We start from the raw sequence: 25,986 nt of genomic DNA on the forward strand, positions 1-25,986 counted from the left end.
TAACTTCGCTCTCGAATAGTAACTTATCTACTAGAACAGCAACTTAACCACTCAAAAAGCAACCTAAGCACTCAAAACAGTAACTTCGCTACTAAATAGCAACTTCGCCCCTCGAACAGAGGTAACTTAGCTACTCAACAGCAACTTCGCACCTCGAACACAGTAACTTAGCTACTCAACAGCAACTTCGCACCTCGAACAACAATAACTTAGCTACTCAACAGCAACTTCGCCCCTCGAACATAGTAACTTAGCTACTCAACAGCAACTTAGCCCCTCGAACACAGTAACTTAGCTACTCAATAGCAACTTCGCCCCTCGAACAGAGGTAACTTAGCTACTCAATAGCAACTTCGCACCTCGAACAACAGTAACTTAGCTACTCAACAGCAACTTCGCCCCTCGAACACAGTAACTTAGCTCCTCAGACAACAACTTAGCGCCTTAGGCAGACTATCTCTGCATGTTTAATTGCACTTTCTACATCTATTCAGCACATTTCAGCTGCCAAAATGGTTTTAATTGCACTTTATACAACTAAAATCTAGGAAAAATGGGAATATAGACAAATACAGGCTAAATAACTGCACAAACTACAACTAAATTATTTTTTAAACCTTTTAGATGATTTTAAGTGCATAAAATACAACTAAAACCTCCCACAGCACACTAAACTACAAATTCAAATCCAACCTTAAACTAAATCTTAATTATAAAAAGAAAGCAGCCCCAAAAGTGGACGGCTGCACAAGGATTACACAACAATAACTACAACTACAACCACTAAAACTACAACTACAAAAGACCAGCTGTGGGCTTCTAAAGACCAGCTGCCCGGTTGTTAACTACTTCCCCGCAATGAGCGCATTCAACTCCAGTAAATCGGCGGCCAAGTCCACTTCGGTATATTTTCCCTGACCAAAACCGATCAATGCCCGTAACGGCATATATTTCATCATTGCAATGAACATTTCGGGATTATCCCCCATAGCCTCTTCAAACCCGAATATATTGATGTACTTCTTAGCTTTCTCCTTAGTAAGCGGATTCTCCAGTAGATCACCCACCGTTGTATTGCGATGGACATTGGCCTCAATCAGCGTAGTCGATTCAACCTCAATAGAGGCAACTAAGCGGATATCCCGTGAAGAGGAGCCGATATCAATCATGAAGCTTCCACTCTCTACATGCCAATCCCCAATATTAACATTGTAATAGGCGAAGGAACGCTTATTCAGCTCGAAAGTAACTTCTTTTTGTTCACCGGGCTGAAGCTCCACTTTCTGGAACCCCTTCAACTCCATCAGCGGACGAATCATTCGGCTCTCTACATCACTGACATAGAGCTGGACAATTTCCTTGCCGGGGCAATTTCCGATATTTTGAATAGTTACACTAACCTGCACGTTCTCTGTATCCTTGATGCTGCTTTTAGAAATCCTCAAATCACTATACTGGAATTCAGTGTAGCTGAGTCCAAAGCCGAACGGGAACAATGGCTCGATTTCTTTTTTATCATAATAGCGGTATCCAACGAACAATCCCTCTTTATACTCCACCTTATCGCCTTCACCGGGAAAATTGAGAAAGGATGGGTTGTCACTAAGCTTCATCGGGAACGTCTCTGCCAATTTACCGCTCGGACTAACCTCACCGAACAGCAGATCCGCAATTGCTCCGCCAAAGGCCTGACCACCCAGATAGGCTTCAAGAATCCCTTTTGTATGATGGAGCCAAGGCATTTCTACCGGAGAGCCGTTGCTAAGCACCACAACAATATTACTTTGAACTTCAGCTACCGCCTCGATTAACGCGATATGGCTTTCAGGTAAGGATAGATGGATACGGTCATATCCCTCTGACTCATAGCTATCTGGCAGTCCGAGGAACAGTACGGCTATGTCTGCTTTTGCCGCCGTTTCGCGCGCCTCATTCAGCAAATCCGCATTAATATTATTGCTGTCGAGCTCATATCCTTGGGCATAAATAAGTTCTACATCCGCACCGGCAATAGCCTTCATCTCTGTAAAAGCATCATCCAACTTCGTCGGATTTACGTGTGAACTGCCCCCGCCCTGATAACGCGGCTTTTTGGCGAATTCACCAATAATTGCTATTGTTCCTTCCTTGGACAACGGCAGAATGCCTTCTTCATTTCTCAACAGCACCATGCTCTCCCGAGCTACTTCACGCGCCAGTTGATGGTGATCATCAGCATTAAACACAGCATTTTCTTTTTGGTTCTCCACAGTCTTCAGAATAAAAGTGAGCAGCCGCTCCACCGCAAGATTTAGTGTGTCCTCGGACAGTTCGCCACTCTTTACCGCAGCAACAATCTTCGCATCTCCGATCCCTGCAGACGATGGCATTTCAAGCTCCAACCCAGCCTGCAATGCTTTTACCCGCTCGTTAACCGCACCCCAATCGGAGACCACAAAACCTTCAAAGCCCCACTCTTCTCTAAGAATCCGTGTCAGCAGATATTCACTTTCGGAAGCATATTCGCCGTTTACCCGGTTATAGGAGCACATTACACTCCAAGGCTGGCTGTTCTTAACCGCCCCTTCAAAGCTCGCCAAATAAATCTCGCGCAGTGTACGCTCATCAATAACAGCATCTGTAGACATTCTCCGATGTTCCTGATTATTCGCGGCAAAATGCTTCAAGGATGTACCTACGCCTTGACTTTGCACACCTTTGATATGATTAGTACCCATTTCTGAAGAAAGGTAGGGATCCTCAGAAAAATATTCGAAATTCCGCCCATTCAGCGGAGAGCGTTTAATATTGGTTCCCGGACCCAGCAGGACAGCAACATTCTCTGCCTGACATTCTGCACCTAGCGCTTTGCCCACTCGTCCGATTAAATCCCGATTCCAAGAGGAAGCCATACCTGCGGCAGAAGGAAAACAGGTTGCCGGCACACTGTTATGAAGTCCAAGGTGATCGGCACTTTCTTTTTGCTTGCGCAGGCCATGGGGCCCGTCCGTTACCATTAAAGCGGGGATTCCCAGCCGTTCAATGCCTTTTGTATGCCAGAAGTCCATCCCTGAGCAGAGCCCTGCTTTCTCTTCGAGTGTCATTTGGGATATGAGGTCTTGAACTTTATTTTTCATAATTAGCCTCCTATGAATGCGTTTACTATTATCATCTTAATATACTTCTTTCGTATTTTATGGCATTATGATTGTATTCTTGGTATTTTCATTGGATGAAAGGAGTAGTTGTGGCATGCTTGATCATCTGGAGGCTAATGAACGGATTCAATATATTTGTAAACTAATGTTTGAAGCGTATCAGATTCCGGTGTTTGTTCTGAACGCAAGCCGGACCATAGAATATCAGCTACCGGAGTCCTTTAGATCTCGCCCTTTAAGTAAAGATGCAAGCAGTGTGCTTGCCGAAATTATAAGCCCTGCGGATGAGGGGGGTACTAATGATAACCCTTCCTTTCTACCAATTATTCGAAGTACTCAATTCCTAGAGAATTTTATTATTCTCCGTCTGCCTAATGAGCATCTAGAAGCTACAACACTAGTAGTCATTGGCCCTTCTCTATATGCTCCCCTGACAGAGGACAACGCAGCAAGCCTGATGCGCGACAATAATATTCCCCTCAAGCTACAGGAGGAATGGCTCCAATATTACGAAAGCCTGACCGTTATCAATCGAATGAGATTGTACCATGCTGCCATGCTGCTATATTCGCTGGTCACCGGTAAGGCCTTATCCATTACCGACCTTTTACTCGACACCCGCACTTTAGAGCCAACACCACATACCAGTGACAGCCTTGATTTAAATGTCTCCTACCGGCGCGAGAACACATGGCTGCACCACGATCCAATGCTGGAGAAAGATATGTTCCGCCATATCAAAAATGGAAATAAAGCTGAACTACTGAGGGTACAGGCTTCCTTTACCGAGGAAAAGTTCGGTCTGCTCTCGAAGAAAAGCCATTTACGCAGTAAAAAAAACTTGGCGATCGCCTCGATAACTTTAGCAACACGGGCAGCTATTGAGGGGGGAGTGTTCTGGGAGATTGCCTTTACACTGAGCGATTTTCATATACAGCATATCGAAGAACTTAAGGATATTCCTGCGGTAGATCGTGCCCAGCTCGCTGCCCTCTGCGATTTCGCCGACCATGTCAGAGATAGCCGTAATTCCAAGCTCTCGCGTACAGCCGCCCTCTGCCAAAACTATATTTTTAACCACCTGTATGAGGAGCTTTCTTTAGACAAGTTGGCCGGGGTGGCAGGACTGAACGGGAGTTATCTCTCGCAGCTGTTTAAGAAGGAGACGGGGATCGCAATTAGTGATTATATTCAGCGTGAACGGATTGAGGAAGGCAAACGGCTGATAGAGGCTCACGGAATTACCTTGTCCGACATCGCTACCCGACTCCATTTTAACGACCAGAGCTATTTCACAAAAGTATTTAAAAAATACACCGGCACCACACCCAAAGAATACAGAAATAACCGGGGAATCACGCTTTAAGAACGACTCAATTCATAGCTTTTTTAGGAAAATAATGTAATAATGTATGCGAGATAATATTTAACACTAAAGGGGCGAAAGTGATGATCATTGGCATTATATTTGTCGTTGTATTTGGTTATTTAATACTGAGAACTCTACTTAATGACAACTCGCAGGGCGGCAGACTTAAGAAGTCCAGGCATGAGGATCTATCAGGCAGTTCCTTCATAGCGGGCTCCCATTTGGACTTATACAGCGATAATACTAATAACGATACTCATCATAATCATCACGGTCATCATAATAACGATACACATCATCATTCTGGACACGACAGCGGCGGTCACGGTTGGGGCGGAGATGGCGGCCATGGCGGGGGCGGCTTTGATGGTGGCAGTGGCGGCGGAGATGGCGGCGGTGGCGGTGGCGGGGATTGATGCGAATCTCTTTTCAGAAAAATGGTCTTATACAGAAAATGGCTCCGCATTACCTGATAACTCTCAGGAGACGCGAAGCCGTTTTTTTTATTAAAATAGCATGTTGAGAAATATCTTTGGTTTATTGTTTATGAAGTTCAAACTTGCTTAACAGAACCTCGCCTCTGAAGACCAGATACAGGCGGGACACCTCTCCGTCTATGACTACAGGCGCGATCACTTCGTTCCATTTCTGTGGTTCCGTATTTCCAGACAGCTCAACCGTTCCTGCTAATGTTCCTTCCGGCTCATTGACTCTAAGTTCGATACTACCGCCTTTCGTCGATGAGACCAACGCCTTAATTTGCGTAATTCCACTACTTAGCTGTACATCTTCAAAAGAAATCCAGGCGCCCTCTTCCCTTGGTCTCACACTGGCACCGCCGGCTTTGCATTCATCTAAATACACGCCTTGATAATCATCGTAATTTTCCGCTTTGGTGCTAGCTTCAAGGTTACGTGGAGGAATCGTCTCCCCTTGAATCGTGATTTGTTCAGACACAACGATATCTGACGAGGAACGGCCGATCATAATGGAATAAAGACCACTTTCTACACAGAAACGCTCACGCGTAACATCCCAGAAGGCCAGCTCCGATACAGGCAGCAAGAACTCCACGGTTTGGGATTGACCTGCTGTGGTATGGATTTTTTGGAAGCCTTTTAACTGTTTGAGCGGACGCTTCACTCGTGATGATAAAGATTGCACATACAGCTGTACGACCTCATCTCCATCAACAGATCCAGTGTTATCCACCTGCACAGACACTTTAATCATACCGTCCTGATCCAATTCCTTGGCGCCCAGCTTAAGATTGCTGTAAGATACTTGCGCGTAACCCAGACCATGACCGAATGGATACAATGGCTCTCCGTCAAAGTACATGTAAGTTCTTTTCCCCTTAATAATATCGTAATCCATCAGGTCAGGCAGTTGCTCCACAGAACGGAACCATGTCATATTCAGTTTACCGGAAGGACTGTAATCCCCGAACAGAACATCAGAAACGGCATTCCCCAGCTCTTGTCCACTGTGTGAGGTATATAGAACCGCCGGTATATGCTCATCAATCCAAGTAGACGAAATCGGATAGCTTCCGACAATAACTACTACAGTGTTCGGATTCGCTTCAAATACCGCTTTGACTAGACGCTCCTGCTCCTCAGGCAGAACAATATCCGGTCGGTCGATCTCTTCTTTACCGTTAATAAGCGGATGATTTCCTACAAACACAACAGCAACTTCAGCAGCCTTCGCCGCATTCACTGCCGCATCTATACCGTTTTTAAGGATATGTTTGGTGAAAGGTTCGGAACCCGCTGTACTTGTATTCGGGTCTGATGCCAGTAACGTACCTGTATCGGGATTTATAGAAATGGATTTATCTCTCCAAGCCTTCAATGTAACCGTATCCTCTTCTCCCGGCACCAGACTGAACGCTTCCTTAACATACCAGCCATAAACTTCATCAGCGGATACCGTAAGAGTATCATTATCAGTGAGTGTAACGTACTTTTTCAGACTCGTTGACTTCAATGTATGGTTATTCCAGCCCCATGCCGTATGCTCAAACAGCTCTCCATGCTCCATTTGTTCGTGCTGAACGGCTAATCTTCCGTCTTCGCCGGTAATCCCTACCGCTTTTCCATTGCTTGCCGAGGTCAGAACCACTAGGTCGGAGCCGCTTTCAAAAGCAACCTGTTTACCCGCAAGCTTCTTGGTAATCCCCTGCAGCGGAGTGACACCATAAGGGAGTGTTCCGGAATACCAGTCTCTAAACGCTTCATCACCAAGTGGACCGATAACGGCAACCTTAGACAGGTTATTTTTATTGAGTGGCAATGTACCGTTTTCATTTTTTAGCAATACGATGGACTGTTTCGCAGCCTCTAACGATAATGCAGTATGTTCCTTGCTCAGAATAACGGAATCATCAATGCTAGCGTATGGATTCAATTCAGCTGGATCGAATTCGCCCAAACGGAAACGAACTCTGAAGGTGTTGGATAAAGCGCGGTCCAAATCCTCTTCAGTAAGAAGACCTTGAGCCAGTGCTTCATGAATGACTTTGATGGTTTCCTCGGTCTCCTCAGTCACACTGTCGATCCCGTTCTTAATAGACTCGGCCATCGACTGGGCAAAAGACTCATAATAATGATGATCCTTCACGATTCCGAACAAATCTCCCGCATCACTAACGATAAAACCGTCCATTTCCCATTCGCCTTTGACAACGTCCATAACACTTGGATGGAGAATAACCGGCACACCGTTCACCGAATTATAGGCAGTCATCATCGACTGTGCCCCGCCTTCCCGGAAGGCAGCTTTAAAGGCATCCAGATAGTACTCTCTCATATTTCTAGGGTCAATGCTGGCTGAGCAGTTTCCACGTTCGATCTCATTGTTATTGCCCAGGAAATGCTTCAGTGTTGCCACTGCTTTTAGATAAAAAGGGTGGTCTCCCTGAATTCCTTGTACTATCGCTGTGCTTAGTTGACCGGTCAATTCCGGATCTTCACCATAGGCTTCTTCCGTTCTGCCCCAGCGTGGGTCACGTTCCATATCAACCGTTGGCGCCCAAAGGGTCAAGCCATTGATCGTTGGGTTTTTCTTGTAAAAGGCTCTGGCTTCGTCCCCGATTGCTGATCCTATTTTTTTCATCAGTTCCGGGTTCCAGGTACATGCGAGTCCACTCACCTGCGGGTATGAAGTTGCTTTTCCCAGCCAGGATATACCATGGGCCGCTTCCGTTCCGTGCTTATACGCTTGTACTCCTAAACGTTCTATAGCCGCTTGATACTGAGGGATCAAGGTCACCTTCTCATCCAGCGTAAATCGGGAGAGCAGATCTTTTACACGAACATCTAAAGGCAGTTCCGTTTTTTTATAAGGATATGATTCAATTTCTGTTGGCATTGCGTTCGCTCCTTTTATCTAAGTGTTAGCGGTTTCATTTCACCTTGAGGACTACATCAGCAACCTCGGAAAGGCAACATTTGTTAGCTGCATGCGAGTCCTAGCCTCTTTATCATAAAAGATACGCGCAACCGGCAACACCTGTACAATTTGCATAAAAATCAGGTAAAAATTAGACTTTTTCTCCTCATTCGCTCATTTCGCGCTCCCGGGGGTGATTCTATTGTACTTTTACATCTCATATGCTCATTTGGTGCTCCCTGGGCTGATTCTATTGTACTTTTACATCTCATTCGCTCATTTGGTGCTCCCGGGGGTGATTCTATTGTACTTTTACATCTCATTCGCTCATTTCGAGCTTCCGGGGGTGATCCTAGTGTATTTTTACATCTCATTTGCTCATTTCGAGCTCCCGGGGCTGATTCAATTGTACTTTTACATTTCATTCGCTCATTTCGAGCTCCCGGGGCTGATTCAATTGTACTTTTACATCTCATTCGCTCGTTTAGCGCTCCCGGGGCTGATTCTATTGTACTTTTACATCTCATTCGCTCATTTCGAGCTTCCGGGGGTGATCCTAGTGTATTTTTACATCTCATTTGCTCATTTCGAGCTCCCGGGGCTGATTCAATTGTACTTTTACATTTCATTCGCTCATTTGGTGCTCCCGGGGGTGATTCTATTGTACTTTTACATCTCATATGCTCATTTGGTGCTCCCGGGGGTGATTCTATTGTACTTTTACATCTCATTTGCTAATTTGATGCTCCCGGGGCTGATTCAATTGTACTTTTACATCTCATTTGCTCATTTGATGCTCCCGGGGCTGATTCAATTGTACTTTTACATCTCATTTGCTCATTTGATGCTCCCGGGGGGGTGATTGGTGCTCCCGTTACTGATTCGTGCTCCCAGGGGTGATTCAATTGTACTTTTACATTTCATATGCTCATTTAGTGCTCCCAGGGGTGATTCTATTGTACTTTTACATCTCATTCGCTCATTTCGCGCTCCCGGGGGATTGCTCCCGGGGGATTGGTGTTCCCAGGGGGTGATTGGTGCTCCCGTTACTGATTCGAGCTTCCGAGCTACCCGTTACTGACTTTTTACCATAGCTGACTATCCTTAAAGGAATGAACATACTCATATCTGCAGATTTTACTGCCTTCACCGGCAATTATAGGTTTAAGTTTTCCTTTCTCACAGAGGGACTTCACATATCGCATAACCGTACGATAATTTACATCAAGTTCATGCACCAGATCAGTCGGACGAATGAACCCATCGGAGCGGATTGCCACTAGCATAATTTCACGCTCAAGCCGAGCAAACTTCTCCCCGTCCGCATTCATCACTAGGCATGGGGTTAATAAGGATCGCAGCAGCGAGATCGTAAGCTCTGGATTCGCCTCTAGATCATCATAAGGAACAGCCACCACCCGAAAGCCTGCGATTTGCAGAAAAGTCTCCCGATTCAGCTCTTGTCGATAACGAGTCCGATCCATATTTTGCACATGCGGGCCGTATCCCTTCACTTCGATCGCAAACTTAACCTGTCCCGGTTTCCAGACAAAATCAATAAAGTAGGGCCTACCGCGCCAATCCGCTACTTCATATTCGGGGTGCAAATCATTTAAGTGACCGAACATCATCCACCATACCTGCTCCAAAAACATTCGCTCACCATGGCCATGTCCGCGCTCTAGCCGACTCTTCCGTTCGCCTGTTCTGCGATTCATATGATACTTCAACCACCTGCTATGCTCTTCTGTAAACCCCATATAATCAACCTCCATCCCATTTAGGCACCAAAAAAATCCCGCACCCTAAGCAAGAAAGGGTACGGGACGTGCTTCGTCCTATTGTCCAAAAGTATATTTCTTCCATTCTACTACTGTCAATGACTCAAAGAGCATAGGACTTGATTAATGTGTTTCTTTTAAGAATCTCCAGCTCACGTCGTTACTCCAGTATAGCGTAGCCATGTCGCCGATCTTCTTGCGCTGCATCGTGCTTCTCTTGTTTAGGTCAGGAGTGAAGGTACGATATCCAGCATATGAGAACTGTTCTTCTAGCCGTTCACCACCTGATTGGTAGGTTGAAGTTATAAAAACGTATTTAGAAAGAAAAGTTTATTTTTGCGATATTCGGACATTTTAACAACACAAATGACCCGCAAGAGGGTCGCTTTTTTCAAAGTTTCCATCCTGCGGGTCATATAGTGCTGCAGATATTTTGTTCAATTAGAGTTATTCATTATCGATGTTCTGTAAAATTCATTGAAATCCTCAGCATTCAAGGGGTGAGAGAAGAAAAAACCCTGACCTTCCGTGCAGCCTAACTGTATCAGAGCATTCTCTTGTTGTTCAGACTCAATTCCTTCTGCGATAATATTCATTTCCATGCTTTGAGCCAGATGGATAATGGTCGATAATACTTTATAATCCTTATGATTCACATCGGTTTCACTGATAAAGGAACGATCAATTTTCATCGTATCAATAGGAAGCTTCTTAAGATAACTTAAGGAGGAATACCCTGTTCCAAAATCATCTATGGAGATAATGAAGCCTAATTCTTTGAGCTGAAATAAAATCAATATGCTTTCATCCGCCCTTTCCATGATGCTCTCCGTGATCTCCAGTTCCAAATAATGAGGCTTAACTCCTGTCTCCTCTAAAATCCGCATAATCGTTAAAATTAAGTTTTTGTCATAGAACTGCCTCATAGAAAGATTAATGGATAGCGGCACCAAGTAGTGAAATTGTGTTTCCCATTCCTTCAATTGCTTGCAGGCTTCACGAATAGCCCATTCTCCTATGGAGACAATAAGCCCTGTTTCTTCGGCAATAGGTATAAATTCCGCCGGGGGGATCGTTCCCCTTTCCGGATGATTCCAGCGGCTTAAAGCTTCTACTCCAGTAATTCTACTAGTATTTAAATCATATTTAGGTTGATAAAAGAGCTCCAATTCATTCCGTTCGATGGCATGACGCAACGCGTTTTCGATGATTCGTTTATGGTTAAGAATTTCATTCATATCCGGTGTGAAAAATTGATAGGTGTTCAACCTTTTTTCCTTGGCAAAATACATGGCGGTGTCTGCATTTTTTATTAAGGTTTCCAAATCAATGCCGTCGGATGGATACATGCTGATGCCGATACTCAAAGTGATTATGACTTCATACGCATTATTCAGGAGTGAATGTGAGAATACATCTACAATTTTCTGCGCAGTTTCTGCAATTTTATCCTTCGTTACTTTTTCTAATATAATTGTGAACTCATCGCCGCCAATTCGAGAAACCGTGCCGGATGACCCTACAATACTGGAGAGAAGATCGGCTGTATTCTTGAGTAGTAAATCCCCGACATCATGTCCCAAAGTGTCATTCACAAACTTAAAACGATCCAGATCAAGAAACAGAACGGCAAGATTCTCATGGTTACGATTAGCATAAATGAGGGCTTTCGTAAGGCGATCTCTGAAAAGTCGACGATTAGGCAGCCCTGTCAGCATGTCATGCAAGGCATTATATTTCAGTTTTTCTTCATACCGCTTGCGCTCGATCATATCTCGGAATACCAGCACCACACCGATGACTTGCTCGTTCTGGTCAATAATAGGTGCGGCGCTATCATCGATGGGTATCTCAACGCCATTTTTATTAATAAGAATAGTATTAATATCTATCCCGACAATTTTCCCTTGGCGAAGGGCATTATAAACCGGGTTTTCGATCTCGTTTCGAGTATCTTCATTAATCAATACGAATAAATCAGAAATATCGAGGCCTTCAGCATCTTCGAACGTCCAGCCCGTTATAGATTTAGCTATTGGGTTTAAGAAGGTTACCTTTCCATATTGATCCGTTGTAATAATTCCATCACCAATGCTATTTAAGGTTGTGGACAGTAACTGCTCCCGATCCCGATATAATTCTTCTTTATGTTTTTGATCGGTAATATCTGTTCGTATCGCAATATATTGAAAGGGAACTCCATCTTTCACAAAGGGAACAATGGTCGTAGTTACCCAGTAGTATTGACCATCCTTCGTTTTATTCTTAACGTCTCCCCGCCAAATATTTCCCGAGGCAATCGTCTGCCACATCTCGCGAAAGAATGGCTTCGGGTGATGCCCAGAGTTAATAATCCGATGGGTTTTCCCAATTAATTCTTCTCTGGAATATTTAGAGATCTCACAGAATCGATCATTCACATAAGTGATAACTCCTCGTGCATCTGTTTTAGCTACAATGGTAGACTCATCCAAGGCATACTGAACATCTGAGAGCTCTTTTAAGGTTTGTTTTAATTCTTCCTCCACTAGCTTTCGTTCTGTAATATCCGAGCGTATAGCGATATATTGAAACGGTTTTCCATTTCTCAGTGAAGGCACAATTGTAGTTTCCACCCAATAATATTCGCCGTCTTTGGTCTTATTCTTCACTTCCCCACGCCATATACATCCTTGAGCAATGGTACTCCACATGTCGCGAAAAAATTCCTTGGGATGATAACCGGAGTTGATAATTCGATGGGTTTTACCTATCAATTCTTCTTTGGGATATTTGGAAATCGCACAAAATTTGTCGTTTACATAAGTAATTACACCTTTAGCGTCCGTCTTAGCTACAATTGAGGATTCGTCTAAGGCATACATAATATCATCTAATTCAAAAAGAGAGCGTTCTAATTCACCTGCTAAATTCTGATTGTCTTGATCAGAAAACATGTTCATATAATTAGCTCCCCTTATAATTACATGGTTTCTAGATTAACTTAAGGCTCTGGCGTCACTACCGTGAAGATTTGGACCTCCGGCCGCTGTTGTCTCCAGATTTCTTTGATTTAATCCGCTTTTTAGCGGTTGAAATCCGGATACAGCTTATGCTTTCGAGGCGAGCTTTCCTACGGAAAGCTTTCGGGCGGTCGCTATCGCTCCTACAGTTCCAAATTTCCCTTTCGTTCCTTTTCGCTTTTTGTTATTTTCTTTTGTTCAGCTTAATTATTCTTAAAATTACTTAAAATTTTAACATATTTAAATGGAATAAAACAGTAATATGCTTTCTTATAAACGGATAGCCTTACATCTGAAACTCTAACATTCTGAAACTTTAACATTCTGAAACTCTAACATTCTAACACTCTAGTATCGTCTAACTAGGCAGTTTGAATCAGCAGAAACTTTGAGCCTATTTTCACTTGATGATTTATTTCCTGTAATTTACAATATTATAATGTTTCCCAAACAAAAAAATAGAAAGTTGGGGTAGGAGTGAGCATTACCAAGAGATTAACTCGAGTACTGTTCCCATTCATGGTCTTGTCCATGATAACGGGATGTGGAAGTGAAAAAGCGGTCGACAAGGCAGCTAACGAACAAGAAGCCTCGCCGGCAATAAGCGTTCATAAAACGCACTGGTCCTACGAAGGGGATACATCACCCGAACACTGGGCTGAACTGGATCAACTGTTTACAACCTGCAAAGTCGGCAAGGCACAGTCACCGATTAATATTCTCGAAGATGAGGTAAAGGATGTTGAGAGCCTCTCCCCTATCAAGGTGGAGTACTCCCCGTCTAAGGTATCTATTGTTAATAACGGCCACACCATCCAGGCCAACCTTAACAATCCGAACAATAAAATCACCCTCGAAGGAAAGACGTATACGCTGCAGCAGTTCCATTTCCACCTCCCCAGCGAGCATGAAGTGAACGGAAGTCATGCGGATATGGAGCTTCACTTTGTACACAAAAATGAAGAAGGCAAGCTTGCCGTTCTAAGTGTATTAATCAACAAAGGCGCCGAAAATGCCGAGTTGAATAAAATTTGGTCGATGCTCCCGGCTGAGGAGAATGAAGAAGGAGTTGCGATCGAAGGTGACTTCGACATGAACAAACTGCTTCCTGCAGACCTTCATTCCTTCCGCTACCAAGGCTCGCTCACCACGCCTCCATGTACCGAAGGCGTCCAATGGATCGTTCTGGAAAGCTCTGTTCCATGGTCCGAGGAGCAAATTAACAAGTTCAAAGCCATTTTCCCTCATGATAATCGTCCCGTTCAACCGCTTGGAGCGCGGGAAGTGGATGCTGATAATTAAAATAACAAAGAGCCTTGCAGACCATCTGCGAGGCTCTTTGTCTTTTTTCTGCTTTTCCTGGTTCATTTTTTCTTCTTTATCATAAGTCTACCGTTTCAATTTAAAGAACGCTCATACAGGCATCAAGAATATATGTGTTATATCTTAAATATTGATTTATATTAAAAATACTTGCTCCGAAGGTTTTTGTATCACGGGTCTTATCTGAGTTGTTTTGGGGATTGTGTCTTCAATCATATCCTCAAGATATAACATGAGAGCCTCTTTCGCCATTTGCTTTGCTTCATCAAGAGAATATCCACATGTAATACATCCCGGTAAGTCCGGGAATGTAACGGTTATTCCATCTTCAGCAACGTCTGTAAGATCAAAACGCAATTTCACTAAGATCTGAACATTCGACTGCAATGTAATCCGTTATCGATAGATTCTCATTAAAATCTTCAAGTGAGAATGAGCATTCAGCTACCTTATCCCGGCGGAGGGGAGTATCCCTTAGTTTGTTGTTTTTCCTCATTTCTATCATATCATTGTACTCTTTCACTTGGGCCTCATCGGTCAGTGCGACAGGGAAATACAGAGTTAAAGCTCCCTCAATCTGGTTCTTGTGAAGAAGTTGGATCAGCGACTCTATATTATGTACTTTTTTCGCATTTTCTGAATTCGGCTTATTCTCCACCTTCCACTGGGTAAACACATTGATTTGAAGGGGCTCACTCTGGTAATCCAGCAAATGATCCTGCCAACTGGTTGTCTTTACATAAGGAATTTTATATACTGCCGAGGAGAAATCTGCGTCTTCGTAGTCAACGTCGTAATAATAGGGACCCGTTGTTAAAATAGATTTCAGAATGGGGCCAAAAGATCGGTTAAGCACATAGTTTTCATGATAAATCCTCAACTTTTCATGGTAGACATCAATATTAAATACGGTATCGGGACTATCATTCGGGTAGGCTTTCATAGTGGAAAGTCCAAAAGTCTGCTTGAACAAAACCGTATTAGTTATAACCGTAAATGTTTCCCCGTACCTTTTCGTTAAGTATTCTTCTGCTAGCCGGCTTTCTTTCTGTTCACTATAAAACAGATTTTCAAACATCTGACTCCCTCCAAGCAGCAACAAGGGCAGTACGAATATCAACACAATCACGTTACATGCTACAGCCATCACAACGAATAAGGTTCTCACATTCAACTCAGCACTCCTTATCTGAACGAAAAAATACTAATTGTTTGCGATAAAAATATATTAAATAATATCAATCACCAAATTGCTAGTTTGTGATTGGCAACATCTAGCGCAAAGGTCATACATTGTCACTATACCTATGAATCACAAATAAAAATAGCTGCACTCTGTACACCTATTTTGGGTGAATTCTCCGACAAATTACCTTTAGTTGTATTTCCTGCAACTATATCCCGAAAGAACACAGCTATTCACCTTTTTCAAAGAATATAGTTGCAGAATATACAGTTAAAGCGGCGATTACAGCGAGAAACGATGTTTTTAGATGCACAAACTACAACTATCCCAAACGTTCAACCCAGTAAGACCCATACTGTTCGAATGGATTTTGCAAAGACACTCACTTCTATATGTAGGATGCAGCCCCATAGTTCCATACTACGTTAGCTGACTGATTTGTTATACTACTTATGATCGTCATCCATAATATGTATGTTCCTGGAATGTAAAGTGATTGGATATGAAAGTCCGGGAGACGCCAGACAATGAGCCGATTATCGACTATACTCTCTATATAAAAAGCGCACAACAGGTTAGCCTGCGCGCGCTTCACATTTTCATTATTTTTCCTCTAACTCATCCGGTACATCGTATTTATTGATATGTGAGGTTAAAGCTTCCATTGCTTCATCAACATCCGTCGTAGCAGGCACATCTCCGATTGCGTCATCTGTAACGTCGTGAAAATTTAAATTGTCCGCCTCAAGGGCTTTCTGTTTATTTACCTTCATTTTCATATCTTTCATGCTCAACATCCTTCCCTTCTTATTCCATTTCATGATCAGAGTTCGTCTTTACTATGCACGAGGGAAATGTCTGTTATTCATAATCAACGCTATATGTTCTTAATATACTGATCCATCCCATCGGTACCGCTTCAGAATCTCCTCATCCAATTCCATGCCGATTCCCACACCAACAGGGAGCTTCACCTTTCCACCTACTGCTTCAAGAGGGGTAATGAAAGTAAACGGGTTATCCATCACGTCCCATTCAACAGGTTCGATGTCTTGCCTTTCCATTTTGCTCCAAGGAGGCAGACAAGCCTGTGCAAATAAAGCATATAATCGAGATAATCCGCCATCAAAGGTATGCGGCGATGTCCTCAGACCGAACAAGCGGGAAATGAACAGCGTATGCCTGTAATCGTCAATGCCGTCTTCATGAGCCAGGTCCGGTTGAGTAATATCAATGGCTCCTTCTCGCAAGAGGGTAAGGAATTCCTCGCAGTTTTTTAAGTTTTCTCCCCCGGCGATAGGAACTGAAAGGCTTGCCCGCAGCATTTTATAATCTCCTACCCGGTTCATAGGTAACGGCTCTTCAAACCAGAGAATGTTGTTCCATTTCGAAAAGTTCCTCTCCCACTCTCGGGCGGAGGCATAATCGTAGCTTTGGTTGGCATCCAAAATCAGTTCACATGAACCGGATAATAGTCCTTGGATCTTTTGAATATGGGACTGATCTTCCTTAAATGTTTTTCCGCCTACTTTCACTTTTACTTGATTGAAACCGGAAATCGCTGATTTTTTCACGAGATCCAGTGAATGTTGTACCCAATCGGTCTGGTAAGAGTAGGACTGAAATGAGGCATATACAGGCACCGAATTTCTCCAGCTTCCTCCCCATAAATCACAAATAGAAAGCCCAGAATATTTCGCTGCAATTTCTGTTAGTGCCATACTCACTCCGGAGGCTGCCCGCTGATGCCACTGCTTAATATGGTTCACCAATTGAAGCCGGTTCAATGCCTGTTTACCTATTAGATAAGGGATAATCTTGTTTTCAAACCCAGCCTTCAGAGCGGGCAGCCAATCCACACACTCTCCCCAGCCTATGATTCCCGATTGGGTTGTTATGCGAAATAAGAAGTTGCTTCGGTAGTGCTTGAAGCCGTTAGCATCTCCATAAGGCTGCTTAAGCGGGTAAAATAAAGGGAAAGTATCGACTCTTGCAATATTCAATAGATCAAACTCCTTTGTACATGCTGCAGGTAGGTTGACCATAGTATGGCAAATGCGATAAATCCTTATACTCATATTTAGTACTAACTAATGAACATAATTACTCCAAAGGATACAACCCAAAGCATAGGAATAAGATTTAATGTGATGGCAGTTCTAGGTCTGCGCTTATGTACAACCCATGCTATGATCGAGCAAACTACAACCGCAACCGGGAACAAGCTAACCAGTAGGAAGAAAAGTGAATTCCAGAATGAAACGCCACTATCAAATACCATGAACGACATTAGCCAAACAACTAGCCAAGCAACTAAACACCCTGTATAAATCAATTGAGTGATAACTAAAAAAGGTTTCATTTGTGGACATTCCTCCAGAGTAGATCAAAATGTAGATATATATAGTTTATTATATATAATCTATAAAGTGATTCCACAAATTTTACTCTTGATCTCAATTGAGCAAAACAAAAGAACGGCATCTCTGCCGTTCTTTTGTATGAATTATCATGGACTTGAGCCTTAAATGCCTACACTTTATTCCATTCCATGTTCTTTTCGGATGTTGTATAAGCCTTGAAGCAGCAACTCAGCAGGATCACGGTTCAACTGCAAATGTGTCAGCAAAAGATGTATAGGCAAAGCGCATACGTTATTTCCTTCTGTAATCGCTGGGAACCCTACTTCGAAGGCCGGGCCAATATCTTCGTTCCAAGTTAGTCCCGCATGTACCTGCTCTGGAGCAAATTCCTCACGGACAGCTTCTATACACTGGGGAACCAGCACATTGTCTATCAATGCTTTGGCTTCATCTTCATTAGCAGGCGGTTGTGGAAGAGCTTTGCCTCCCTTGGTTTTCATCAGATCAACGTAGAAAGAAGCCATCCAAACTGCCGGATCATTCCCCGATTGGAACCTAGCTATCAACTCGCGTAGAAAAAAACCGCAGGAATATACATGGTTCGAATCATCTTTTACATGATAGACAAAAATAGGTCCGTATGCCTCGAAGTTCAATACTTGTCCTTCAACCTTCTGAAAGTGCTTATTCAAAGCTACAAGGCCATTATGGTAAACAGCCTTTATAAGCTCCGCCCAATTCTCTTCGGTCATAGCACCTTCATTACTATTAACTTCCTCGTTTGTTGTCTCGTTGTTCATGTTATATTCACCCCGCCTACTATCATACCATCCAGCAGCTGAAACTGGCATTATGTAAAATAAACAATATTCTAACAATAATTGATATAGTTGCCTACCTGCTATTTTTCTGAAATCCAAAATACAATGACCGCCGTGGAAATGCTAGAGATCACTCTGAAACACATCCTTTTCTAAAGCCATATTGGATCCCATTTTACAAGATCTAATAGTGCTGCTTATGGCCTACTCTCGATGGTGGGTAGGATTAAGCTTCTTTCGGGTAGCGAATATACAGACACTAAATAATGAAGACAATCGATATATCTGCGAGGATTATGTCACAAGACTAATCAAAGAATAAACCATTTAAGGGGTGACAGAATGTCGATTGAAATGAAGAAAATTCCAGAGGGAGTGGTGTTGGGATTTATATGATACACAAGTATATGGCTCCTATCGAATCTTCCGCGGCGGCAGCTGGGCTGAAGAGTCCAAGGGTTGCGGGGCAACATGCCGTCGTCGCAGCCACCCCTTATTTTCCATTGACGACCTTGGATTCCGAGTTGCCCGATCTTTATAAAAAGACTGAAGTCATCGCTCCCAAATAAATATATAAGATAACAAGCCTGATGATATTGCCGGCTTGTTTTTTTACGTACCCATTTTCCAGCAAACCTTCAGATAATAGTTCAGGTTCAGTTAAGCTATGCCTCCTATACTAACCTTATATTAAGATCTCAACTGAAGCAGAAAGGCGGTTTCCTTCTCTATGTCAAAACTATTCTCAACCAAACGAAAACTAGTAATCATCGTGACACTATGTTGTTTGCTCGTCGGCGGTGTCCTATACCAACTCGCTGATCGTTACTTGATCAAGCATGTCGAGGTCGTCGTAGCCGCCGAGGCAGCATCCAGTACAACCGAGGCAGTATCCAATACCGCCGAAGTTACTACGGATTCGAGTACGACAAGCGCAAACTCATCTGAAGCCGTATCTGATGACTGGAACTACAGCAGTGACGACATGAGCATTTCAGTTAAGCAAGTCGTTACCAACTCTGGCAGCGATCAAATCACCTACTACGTAGCCGATGTACAGGTTTCGGACGCTTCCCTTATCCAATCCGCTTTCGCCGATAATTCTTTCGGACGTAACATCACCGAAGATACTTCAGACATCGCCGCCGACCATGACGCGGTCTTCGCAATCAACGGGGATTACTACGGCTTCCGAAGCGACGGGGTCATCATCCGCAACGGCGTTTTGTACCGCAATGAACCAGCCCGGGAGGCGGTCGCCCTTTATGCGGACGGCACAATGGCTGCCTACAACGAAGAGGAGGTTTCCGCTGAGACCCTGTTAGCAAAAGGCGTCCTCCAAACGCTGTCGTTCGGCCCATCTCTTATCAAGAGCGGCGAACTTGTTCAGGATCTGGACAATATCAAAATCGACTCCAATTTCGGCAATCGCTCCATCTCGAACGCGAATCCGCGCACGGGTATCGGTATGATCTCACCGAACCACTACGTGTTCGTTGTCGTCGATGGCCGCTCGGACGAAAGCCGGGGCATGACGCTCGATGAGTTTGCACAGCTGTTCGCCGACCTCGGCGCCACGGAAGCATACAACCTGGACGGCGGCGGCTCATCAACGATGTACTTTATGGGCCGCGTCGTGAACAATCCGCAAGGAAAACAAGAGGAACGTGGCGTGAGCGACATCCTCTATCTCGGGGAGGGATAAGCCATGACCGTATTGATACCATCCTATGAACCTGATCATCGCTTAATCGAGCTTATCAAGAGCCTGCGGGCGATGACTGAAACACCGATCATCGTCGTGGACGACGGAAGCGGAGATCGGTTCCGAAGCATCTTCGATTCCGTAAAAGCCGCCGGATGCACCGTGCTGACCCATGTCATCAACCGAGGCAAAGGTCGGGCGCTAAAAACCGGATTTCAATATATTTTAGATAACACCCCCGCCGCAGCAGCCGTCGTCTGCGCGGACAGCGATGGACAGCATTCCCCGAAGGACATCGTTGCTGTGGGCCGGGCTAGCGAATCCGCCGATGCCAAGATGGTGCTTGGCAGCCGGTTATTCACCGGCAAGGTACCTCTGCGCAGCCGATTTGGGAACCGTCTCACTAGCAAGGTGTATGATGCGGCGACCGGTATATACATCGGGGATACACAGACAGGCCTCCGAGGGTATCCGAGGAGTATGCTCAGTTGGCTGTGCCAAGTGCCCGGAGAACGGTTCGAATACGAGATGAACTTGCTGCTCGAAGCACCCTCCCATGGTTATGGGATTACGGAACTGCCGATTGATACAATTTACTTGAACGATAATCATTCGTCCCATTTCCGTCCCATTGCCGACTCCATAAAGATATATGCGCCCATTTTAAAATTCAGCGTGTCCTCTCTCGTCTCAGGTATTCTTGATTTCGTTCTTCTATTGCTGTTTCAGAGCGCCACCTCAAATCTTTTATTATCAGTCATCGGTGCCAGAGCCATGAGCTCTGCCGCAAATTTCGGCTTAAATCGACAATTTGTCTTCGGCCGTCAGGGTAAAGGGACGGTCCAAAAGTCCATGATCCGCTATTATGCGCTTGCCGTCCTGATCGTCGGGCTGAATTACGGATGTTTGTCGCTGCTGCATACGGTTCTAGGTATTCCCCTGATTCCTGCGAAGCTCGTAACCGAATGTATTTTATTTCTATTAAGTTTTTGGGCCCAGCGAAAGTTTGTTTATTAGAATTATACAATAACGTTTCGTCTTGACTTGCTTGAATTGTACCGCTGTTCGCGGATGAAATCCGGAGACAACAAATTATTCAAGAAAAAATCAGGCATGAGCAGAACACCCCTCCTCGGGTTTTTAGAAGAAGGGTGTTCTGTATTATTGTATAATAATTGTACTAATTTCAGGTGGTGACTCGGATGATTTCTAATCAACAGTCCATTAATCTCAGTGATATTAATGGAAAGTCTATGCTGCTACGAAAAGCAGTTTATTAAATCGATGAGAAGATGAAACATAATTAGCTCTATCTAAAAATTAGGGTTTGACCAAGAGCTTTGCTGAATCTACAGATAGAACCCACCAGGAAACGGACTGAGAAGACCTTATTTGGGCAAAACCGGAAGATTTAGGATTTTAACGGACACCAGTGACACTATTGAGCAGTTTACTTCCAAAAATAGGCTGTTTCTGATTGAATAGCGTCTCCTGAGTCCGCTTATATTTCGTATAACCCTTTGAGACTTAAATAGCGGCTATACTGTCCGCAGCAGAGAGGTGTGAAGTGAAAACAGTTAGCGATCTTCATCCACCTCAAAAAGGATATTGACTCTCATGAAGTAGAATACATAAACAAACCATAAAATAAAGGATTCTCATTCAGAATCGAATGGAATTCGCCTTTATTTAGCGAAGCTCTTTTCACAAAAGTAGAAACCACACCTTTTTCAGTGGCCTCAGTTGTACAGGGTTCTTTTTGGGATGATTGACACCTGAAATCAGGATAAGTCGAAATAGTTCTTGGCATTATTGAAGCAGATATCCTGCACGATACGGCCTAGAAAAGCGATATCTCCCGGAACTTCCCCATTCTTGACCCAACCACCGATGAGGTTACATAAAATTCGGCGGAAATACTCATGACGTGTATAAGAAAGAAAGGATCTGGAATCCGTAAGCATACCTACGAAACAACTCAACAAACCAAGGTTAGAAAGCGAAGTCAATTGTTTGATCATGCCGTCTTTCTGGTCGTTGTACCACCAGCCCGAGCCAAACTGTATCTTCCCCTTAATCCCGCCGCCTTGGAAAGACCCTATCATCGCAGCCAGTACATCATTCTGCGCCGGATTCAGATTGTATAGAATCGTCTTGGGAAGTTCACCGGTTCGTTCAAGATCATCGAGCAGCTTATATAAGCTGTCGGCGTAACTCCTGTCTCCAATGATGTCATATCCCGTATCCGGACCCCGTTCATGGAACATCCTCGTATTCGGATTGCGGATGGCTCCGATATGCAGCTGCATCGCCCAACCGTAGGCAGCATATTTCCGGCCCATGGCCAGGAATAACGCGGTAGCGTATTGGTCGCATTCCAGTCTGCTTAAAGTTTCACCCCTCAGACGACTGCTGAAGATGCTTTCCAGTATGGATGCCGGTGCTTCAGCATAAGGCAGGTGCGAGAACCCGTGGTCGGAAATCATGCAGCCATTCTTGTCGAAGTAATCGATTCGCTCCAGCAGCGCACGTTCCATAAGAGCATAGGTAGTAATGGCGTAGCCTACGGCCTGCTCCAGCTTAGATACATATTCCATAAAAGAACCCGATTCAATCTGCAGCGCTTTATCCGGTCTGAACGTCGGTGAGACCCCCGTTTTGAAGTCCTTTTGCTCTCCGATTTGCTTATGATAACGCAGATCATCCAACGGATCATCCGTGGTACAGATCCATTTCACCTTGGAACGGGTTATCAGTGCCTGCGGCGTGAAGCTGTCCTGTGCGATCAATTGATTGCAGTAATCATAAATATCCTCCCAGTTACCCGGATTAAGCTGTTCCTCCACGCCAAAATAGGTTTTCAGCTCCAGCGCCGACCAATGAAACAGCGGATTGCCGATGGTATAAGGCAGTACCTCGCTCCATTTTGCAAACTTTTCTTTATCAGAGGCAGTACCGGTTATATAATTCTCATCAATTCCGAATGTTCGTAACGCTCGCCATTTATAATGGTCTCCACCCAGCCAGACATCGGTAATGCTGTTGAACCGTTTATTGTCTGCAATGGCCTTTGGATCCAGATGACAATGATAATCGATAATGGGCAGAGATTCAGCATACTCATGGTAAAGTATACGTGCTTCCTCAGACTGCAGCAGAAAATCCTCATGAATAAAAGTCTTCATCCTTGTGCTCCTTTGCCATTATTGCAGATATTTCTCCAAGGTTCTTCGCACGGCTCCCGGTCCTGCCAGCATTTCATGGAACATGCCCTCAATCTTGTCCCCGAGGCCGATCGTATATAGAGGAACGCCAAAGAGCTTCTCATCCTGGAGTATCGCGCGCACGTTTGAAGTAGTTTCTCCCAGAGAAACCCCGTACAAATGTCCCTGAAGTGTTTCAAGCAGCGGGTCTGAACTCAGAGTGAACGGCTTGCCCTCGTCATCCACTCCCAGAAGATATCGGCACCAGACGGCAATAGCCAGCGGGATTGCGGTCAGTTCAGCCGGGTCAAGGTCATCCCTGCGAGTATACGATTTGATCGTTTCACCAAAGCGTATACCCACCTTCTGCGAAGTATCTGTAGCGATTCGCTGTGGAGTGTCGGGAATAAACGGATTGGCGAACCGCTCCTGAAGCACTTCATCCAGGAACTTCTTCGGACTGAGGATACCCGGGTCTACAACGACCGGCAAACCTTCCGTGTACCCGATGATCTCCACGAATTTCCGCAGGATACCATCCTTCATCTCATCCGCAATCAGCGTGTAGCCTAGCAGACAGCCGGACACAGCAAGCGCGGTGTGCAGCGGATTCAGACAAGTTGTTACCTTCATCGTTTCCACCTTGTTGACCGTATCCCTGTCTGTGAATATAATGCCGGCTTCCTCAAGCGGTGGCCGACCATTTGTAAACTTATCTTCTATGACCAGATATTCGCTGATCTCCGCGTTCACGAATGGAGCGGTATAGGTGTTTTTGGACGTGACAACTATATCCATGTCGCCAATCCCCTGCTCTAGAAGCGCTGCCTGCACTGTTTCCGAAGGACGCGGAGTAATCTTATCGATCATGGAAAGCGGGAAGGTAATTTTGCTCTCATCTTCAAGATAGGCCACGAATCCGTCTTCAACCAAACCTTTCTTAGCCCACTCTTTAGCGACGGTTACGACACCGTTCTTAAGCTTATCCCCGTTATGGGAACAGTTATCCATACTGACAAAGGTCATGGGATATTGGCCTTTTAAGTAACGCCGATAGGCCAGCGAAGTCACGATGCTCATCACATGAATCGGCTCCTCGGGTCCATTCTCGATGTCCTTCTCCACGATGCCGAGGTACTGGCCGTTCGGACCGGTCAAAGAATACCCTTTTTCCGTAATGGTGAAGCTGGCCATCTGCAGACTGGGATTCTCAAAAACTTCGGTCAGACGGCTGTAATCCGCCCCCCGGTTCTTATCCGCAGCGATTCCCTCCACGATACTGCTGACCACCTTCTTCTGAAAATCACCGCGCGCATTCATCAGCACCAGAAGGGTTAGATTGTCGTAAGGCTTATAGACCTTGTCAATCATCTCGAAGTCGAACGTTTCGGCTGCGATAATACCTGTAACCGCTTTACCGCTATCCAGCAGCTTCTGATGGGCATTCGCAACGAGCCCTCGAAAAATATTACCTGCACCGAAATGAACCCATTCCGGTTTCACGATTGTGTTCTTCGCCACCTGCTCATAGTCGAACTTGGGAAGTTCAACGTCCGCAGCCTTCCAGGCTGAATCATCAGAGATACTGCTTCGAGTTAGACGCAGCATTATTTCACCTCCTTGGTATTTTCCAGGCTGTCCCACACGCCAAGCAAATACATAATTCCCATGGCTCTGTCATACAAGCCGTAGCCTGGACGGCAGTTCTTTTCCTCACCCCATAAATGACGGCCGTGGTCCGGACGCACATAACCCGTAAATCCATTCTCATGATAGGCTTTAACGACTTCCGCCACATCTACGCTACCATCTCGTCCGCGGTGAGATACCTCAATAAAGTCGCCGTTATCGAACACCTTCACATTGCGGATATGGGCAAAATAAATGCGGTCATGGAACTCGCGGATCATCGCCGGCAGATCATTCTCCGGATTCGTTCCAAGAGATCCTGTGCAGAAGGTCAGGCCATTATACGGGCTGTCCACCATATCCAGAAAGCGTCGGATCGTATCACGGCTGCGAATAATGCGCGGCAGGCCAAAAATCGGCCAGGCCGGATCGTCAGGGTGAATGGCCATTTTAATGTCCACTTCTTCACACACCGGAATAATCCGCTCCAGAAAGTACTTCAAATTCTCGAATAACTTCTCTTCCGTTACATCACCATAGGCGGAGAACAGCTCATCCAGCTTGGCCAGCCGTTCCGGCTCCCAGCCCGGCATCGTAAACTGCCCGGCGCCTTTCAGAATCCGGTCCACCATTTCTCGCGGATTGTCGGTAATGGCAGCCTTTTCAAAAAAGAGAGCGTTCGAGCCATCAGGTAGTTCCTTATAGAGCTCCGTACGTGTCCAGTCGAATACCGGCATGAAATTATAGCAAATGACTTTAACGCCTACTTTGGACAGTTTGCGGATCGTGTCAATATAAATATCGATATATTTATCGCGGCTCGGTAAGCCGATTTTGATATCATCATGAACGTTGACGCTCTCCACTACAGCTGTGCTGAATCCTTTACTGGTGATTTGATCCGCCACTTCCTGAATACGTTCCATTTCCCATTCTTCGCCGGCTATCTTTTCGTGCAAAGACCAGACGATACCCATAACACCCGGAATTTGCCGGATATGGTCCAGAGTGATGTTGTCATTTCCTTCCCCATACCATCTCCATGTCATGTTCATTTAAATATCCTCCTCA

General features: G+C 44.7%; 17 protein-coding genes and 2 pseudogenes. 7 read left to right on the forward strand and 12 right to left on the reverse strand.

Going from position 1 to position 25,986, the window contains the following annotated elements; translation table 11 throughout:
* Positions 1 to 845: 845 nt before the first annotated feature.
* Positions 846 to 3,116 carry a glycoside hydrolase family 3 C-terminal domain-containing protein gene (locus J2T20_RS01890; RefSeq protein ID WP_373457738.1) on the reverse strand — a complete coding sequence of 757 codons (2,271 nt, stop codon included), beginning with the start codon at positions 3,114 to 3,116 and terminating at the stop codon, positions 846 to 848.
* 115 nt (positions 3,117 to 3,231) lie between these two features.
* On the opposite strand from J2T20_RS01890, the gene J2T20_RS01895 reads away from it, so the two are divergent.
* Positions 3,232 to 4,503 (forward strand): AraC family transcriptional regulator, encoded by a 1,272-nt coding sequence (locus J2T20_RS01895; RefSeq protein ID WP_307585009.1) that lies wholly within the window; start codon positions 3,232 to 3,234, stop codon positions 4,501 to 4,503.
* 83 nt (positions 4,504 to 4,586) lie between these two features.
* Entirely contained in the window at positions 4,587 to 4,922 is a 336-nt protein-coding gene (locus J2T20_RS01900; protein ID WP_307585011.1) for a hypothetical protein, read from the forward strand.
* A gap of 121 nt (positions 4,923 to 5,043) precedes the next feature.
* Here the strand turns inward: J2T20_RS01900 and J2T20_RS01905 are convergent, their stop codons facing one another.
* From J2T20_RS01905 to J2T20_RS01915, 3 genes are all read right to left on the reverse strand, one after another.
* Positions 5,044 to 7,881: a glycoside hydrolase family 3 protein gene (locus J2T20_RS01905; protein WP_307585012.1), complete on the reverse strand. Its 2,838-nt coding sequence runs from the start codon at positions 7,879 to 7,881 to the stop codon at positions 5,044 to 5,046.
* A gap of 1,106 nt (positions 7,882 to 8,987) precedes the next feature.
* Positions 8,988 to 9,662 carry a hypothetical protein gene (locus J2T20_RS01910; protein ID WP_307585014.1) on the reverse strand — a complete coding sequence of 225 codons (675 nt, stop codon included), beginning with the start codon at positions 9,660 to 9,662 and terminating at the stop codon, positions 8,988 to 8,990.
* A gap of 458 nt (positions 9,663 to 10,120) precedes the next feature.
* Complete coding sequence (locus J2T20_RS01915; RefSeq protein WP_307585016.1) at positions 10,121 to 12,625, reverse strand: sensor domain-containing protein; 2,505 nt, start codon at positions 12,623 to 12,625, stop codon at positions 10,121 to 10,123.
* 537 nt (positions 12,626 to 13,162) lie between these two features.
* On the opposite strand from J2T20_RS01915, the gene J2T20_RS01920 reads away from it, so the two are divergent.
* On the forward strand, positions 13,163 to 13,987 hold the full coding sequence (locus J2T20_RS01920) for a carbonic anhydrase (RefSeq protein WP_307585018.1): 825 nt from the start codon (positions 13,163 to 13,165) through the stop codon (positions 13,985 to 13,987).
* Positions 13,988 to 14,143: 156 nt separating this feature from the next.
* Here J2T20_RS01920 and J2T20_RS01925 read toward each other — a convergent pair whose 3' ends face one another.
* The 5 genes from J2T20_RS01925 to J2T20_RS01945 form a co-directional block, all read right to left on the reverse strand.
* Positions 14,144 to 14,371 carry a type II toxin-antitoxin system HicB family antitoxin gene (locus J2T20_RS01925; protein ID WP_307585020.1) on the reverse strand — a complete coding sequence of 76 codons (228 nt, stop codon included), beginning with the start codon at positions 14,369 to 14,371 and terminating at the stop codon, positions 14,144 to 14,146.
* Positions 14,355 to 15,182: a hypothetical protein gene (locus J2T20_RS01930; RefSeq protein ID WP_307585023.1), complete on the reverse strand. Its 828-nt coding sequence runs from the start codon at positions 15,180 to 15,182 to the stop codon at positions 14,355 to 14,357. The genes J2T20_RS01925 and J2T20_RS01930 overlap by 17 nt, the downstream gene beginning before the upstream one ends.
* Positions 15,183 to 15,796: 614 nt before the next feature.
* Entirely contained in the window at positions 15,797 to 15,982 is a 186-nt protein-coding gene (locus tag J2T20_RS01935; protein WP_307585024.1) for a hypothetical protein, read from the reverse strand.
* Between the two features lie 99 nt (positions 15,983 to 16,081).
* Positions 16,082 to 17,197: a mandelate racemase/muconate lactonizing enzyme family protein gene (locus tag J2T20_RS01940; RefSeq protein WP_307585025.1), complete on the reverse strand. Its 1,116-nt coding sequence runs from the start codon at positions 17,195 to 17,197 to the stop codon at positions 16,082 to 16,084.
* Between the two features lie 536 nt (positions 17,198 to 17,733).
* Positions 17,734 to 18,357: a hypothetical protein gene (locus J2T20_RS01945; RefSeq protein ID WP_307585028.1), complete on the reverse strand. Its 624-nt coding sequence runs from the start codon at positions 18,355 to 18,357 to the stop codon at positions 17,734 to 17,736.
* A 204-nt stretch (positions 18,358 to 18,561) separates the two neighbouring features.
* Here J2T20_RS01945 and J2T20_RS01950 point away from each other — a divergent pair.
* The 4 genes and pseudogenes from J2T20_RS01950 to J2T20_RS01965 all read left to right on the forward strand — a co-directional run.
* Positions 18,562 to 18,700: pseudogene (locus tag J2T20_RS01950) on the forward strand (TetR/AcrR family transcriptional regulator); the annotation flags it as partial.
* A gap of 51 nt (positions 18,701 to 18,751) precedes the next feature.
* Positions 18,752 to 18,919, forward strand: a pseudogene (locus J2T20_RS01955) (SUMF1/EgtB/PvdO family nonheme iron enzyme); the annotation flags it as partial.
* A gap of 189 nt (positions 18,920 to 19,108) precedes the next feature.
* Positions 19,109 to 20,083: a phosphodiester glycosidase family protein gene (locus tag J2T20_RS01960; protein ID WP_307585030.1), complete on the forward strand. Its 975-nt coding sequence runs from the start codon at positions 19,109 to 19,111 to the stop codon at positions 20,081 to 20,083.
* Between the two features lie 3 nt (positions 20,084 to 20,086).
* A complete protein-coding gene (locus J2T20_RS01965) occupies positions 20,087 to 21,100 on the forward strand; it encodes a bifunctional glycosyltransferase family 2/GtrA family protein (protein ID WP_307585032.1) in 1,014 nt (337 codons plus the stop codon).
* Positions 21,101 to 21,864: 764 nt separating this feature from the next.
* Here the strand turns inward: J2T20_RS01965 and uxaC are convergent.
* The 3 genes from uxaC to uxuA are packed head-to-tail and all read right to left on the reverse strand — an operon-like array spanning position 21,865 to position 25,970.
* Positions 21,865 to 23,268, reverse strand: a complete 1,404-nt coding sequence (gene uxaC, locus J2T20_RS01970) for a glucuronate isomerase (RefSeq protein ID WP_307585034.1) — start codon at positions 23,266 to 23,268, stop codon at positions 21,865 to 21,867.
* Positions 23,269 to 23,286: 18 nt separating this feature from the next.
* A complete protein-coding gene (locus tag J2T20_RS01975; protein WP_307585036.1) occupies positions 23,287 to 24,894 on the reverse strand; it encodes a mannitol dehydrogenase family protein in 1,608 nt (535 codons plus the stop codon).
* On the reverse strand, positions 24,894 to 25,970 hold the full coding sequence (gene uxuA, locus J2T20_RS01980; protein WP_307585038.1) for a mannonate dehydratase: 1,077 nt from the start codon (positions 25,968 to 25,970) through the stop codon (positions 24,894 to 24,896). Before uxuA ends, J2T20_RS01975 begins: the two co-directional genes overlap by 1 nt.
* Positions 25,971 to 25,986 lie beyond the last annotated feature (16 nt).

It is taken from the genome of Paenibacillus wynnii (assembly GCF_030812855.1).
Lineage (GTDB): Bacteria > Bacillota > Bacilli > Paenibacillales > Paenibacillaceae > Paenibacillus_AQ > Paenibacillus_AQ wynnii_A.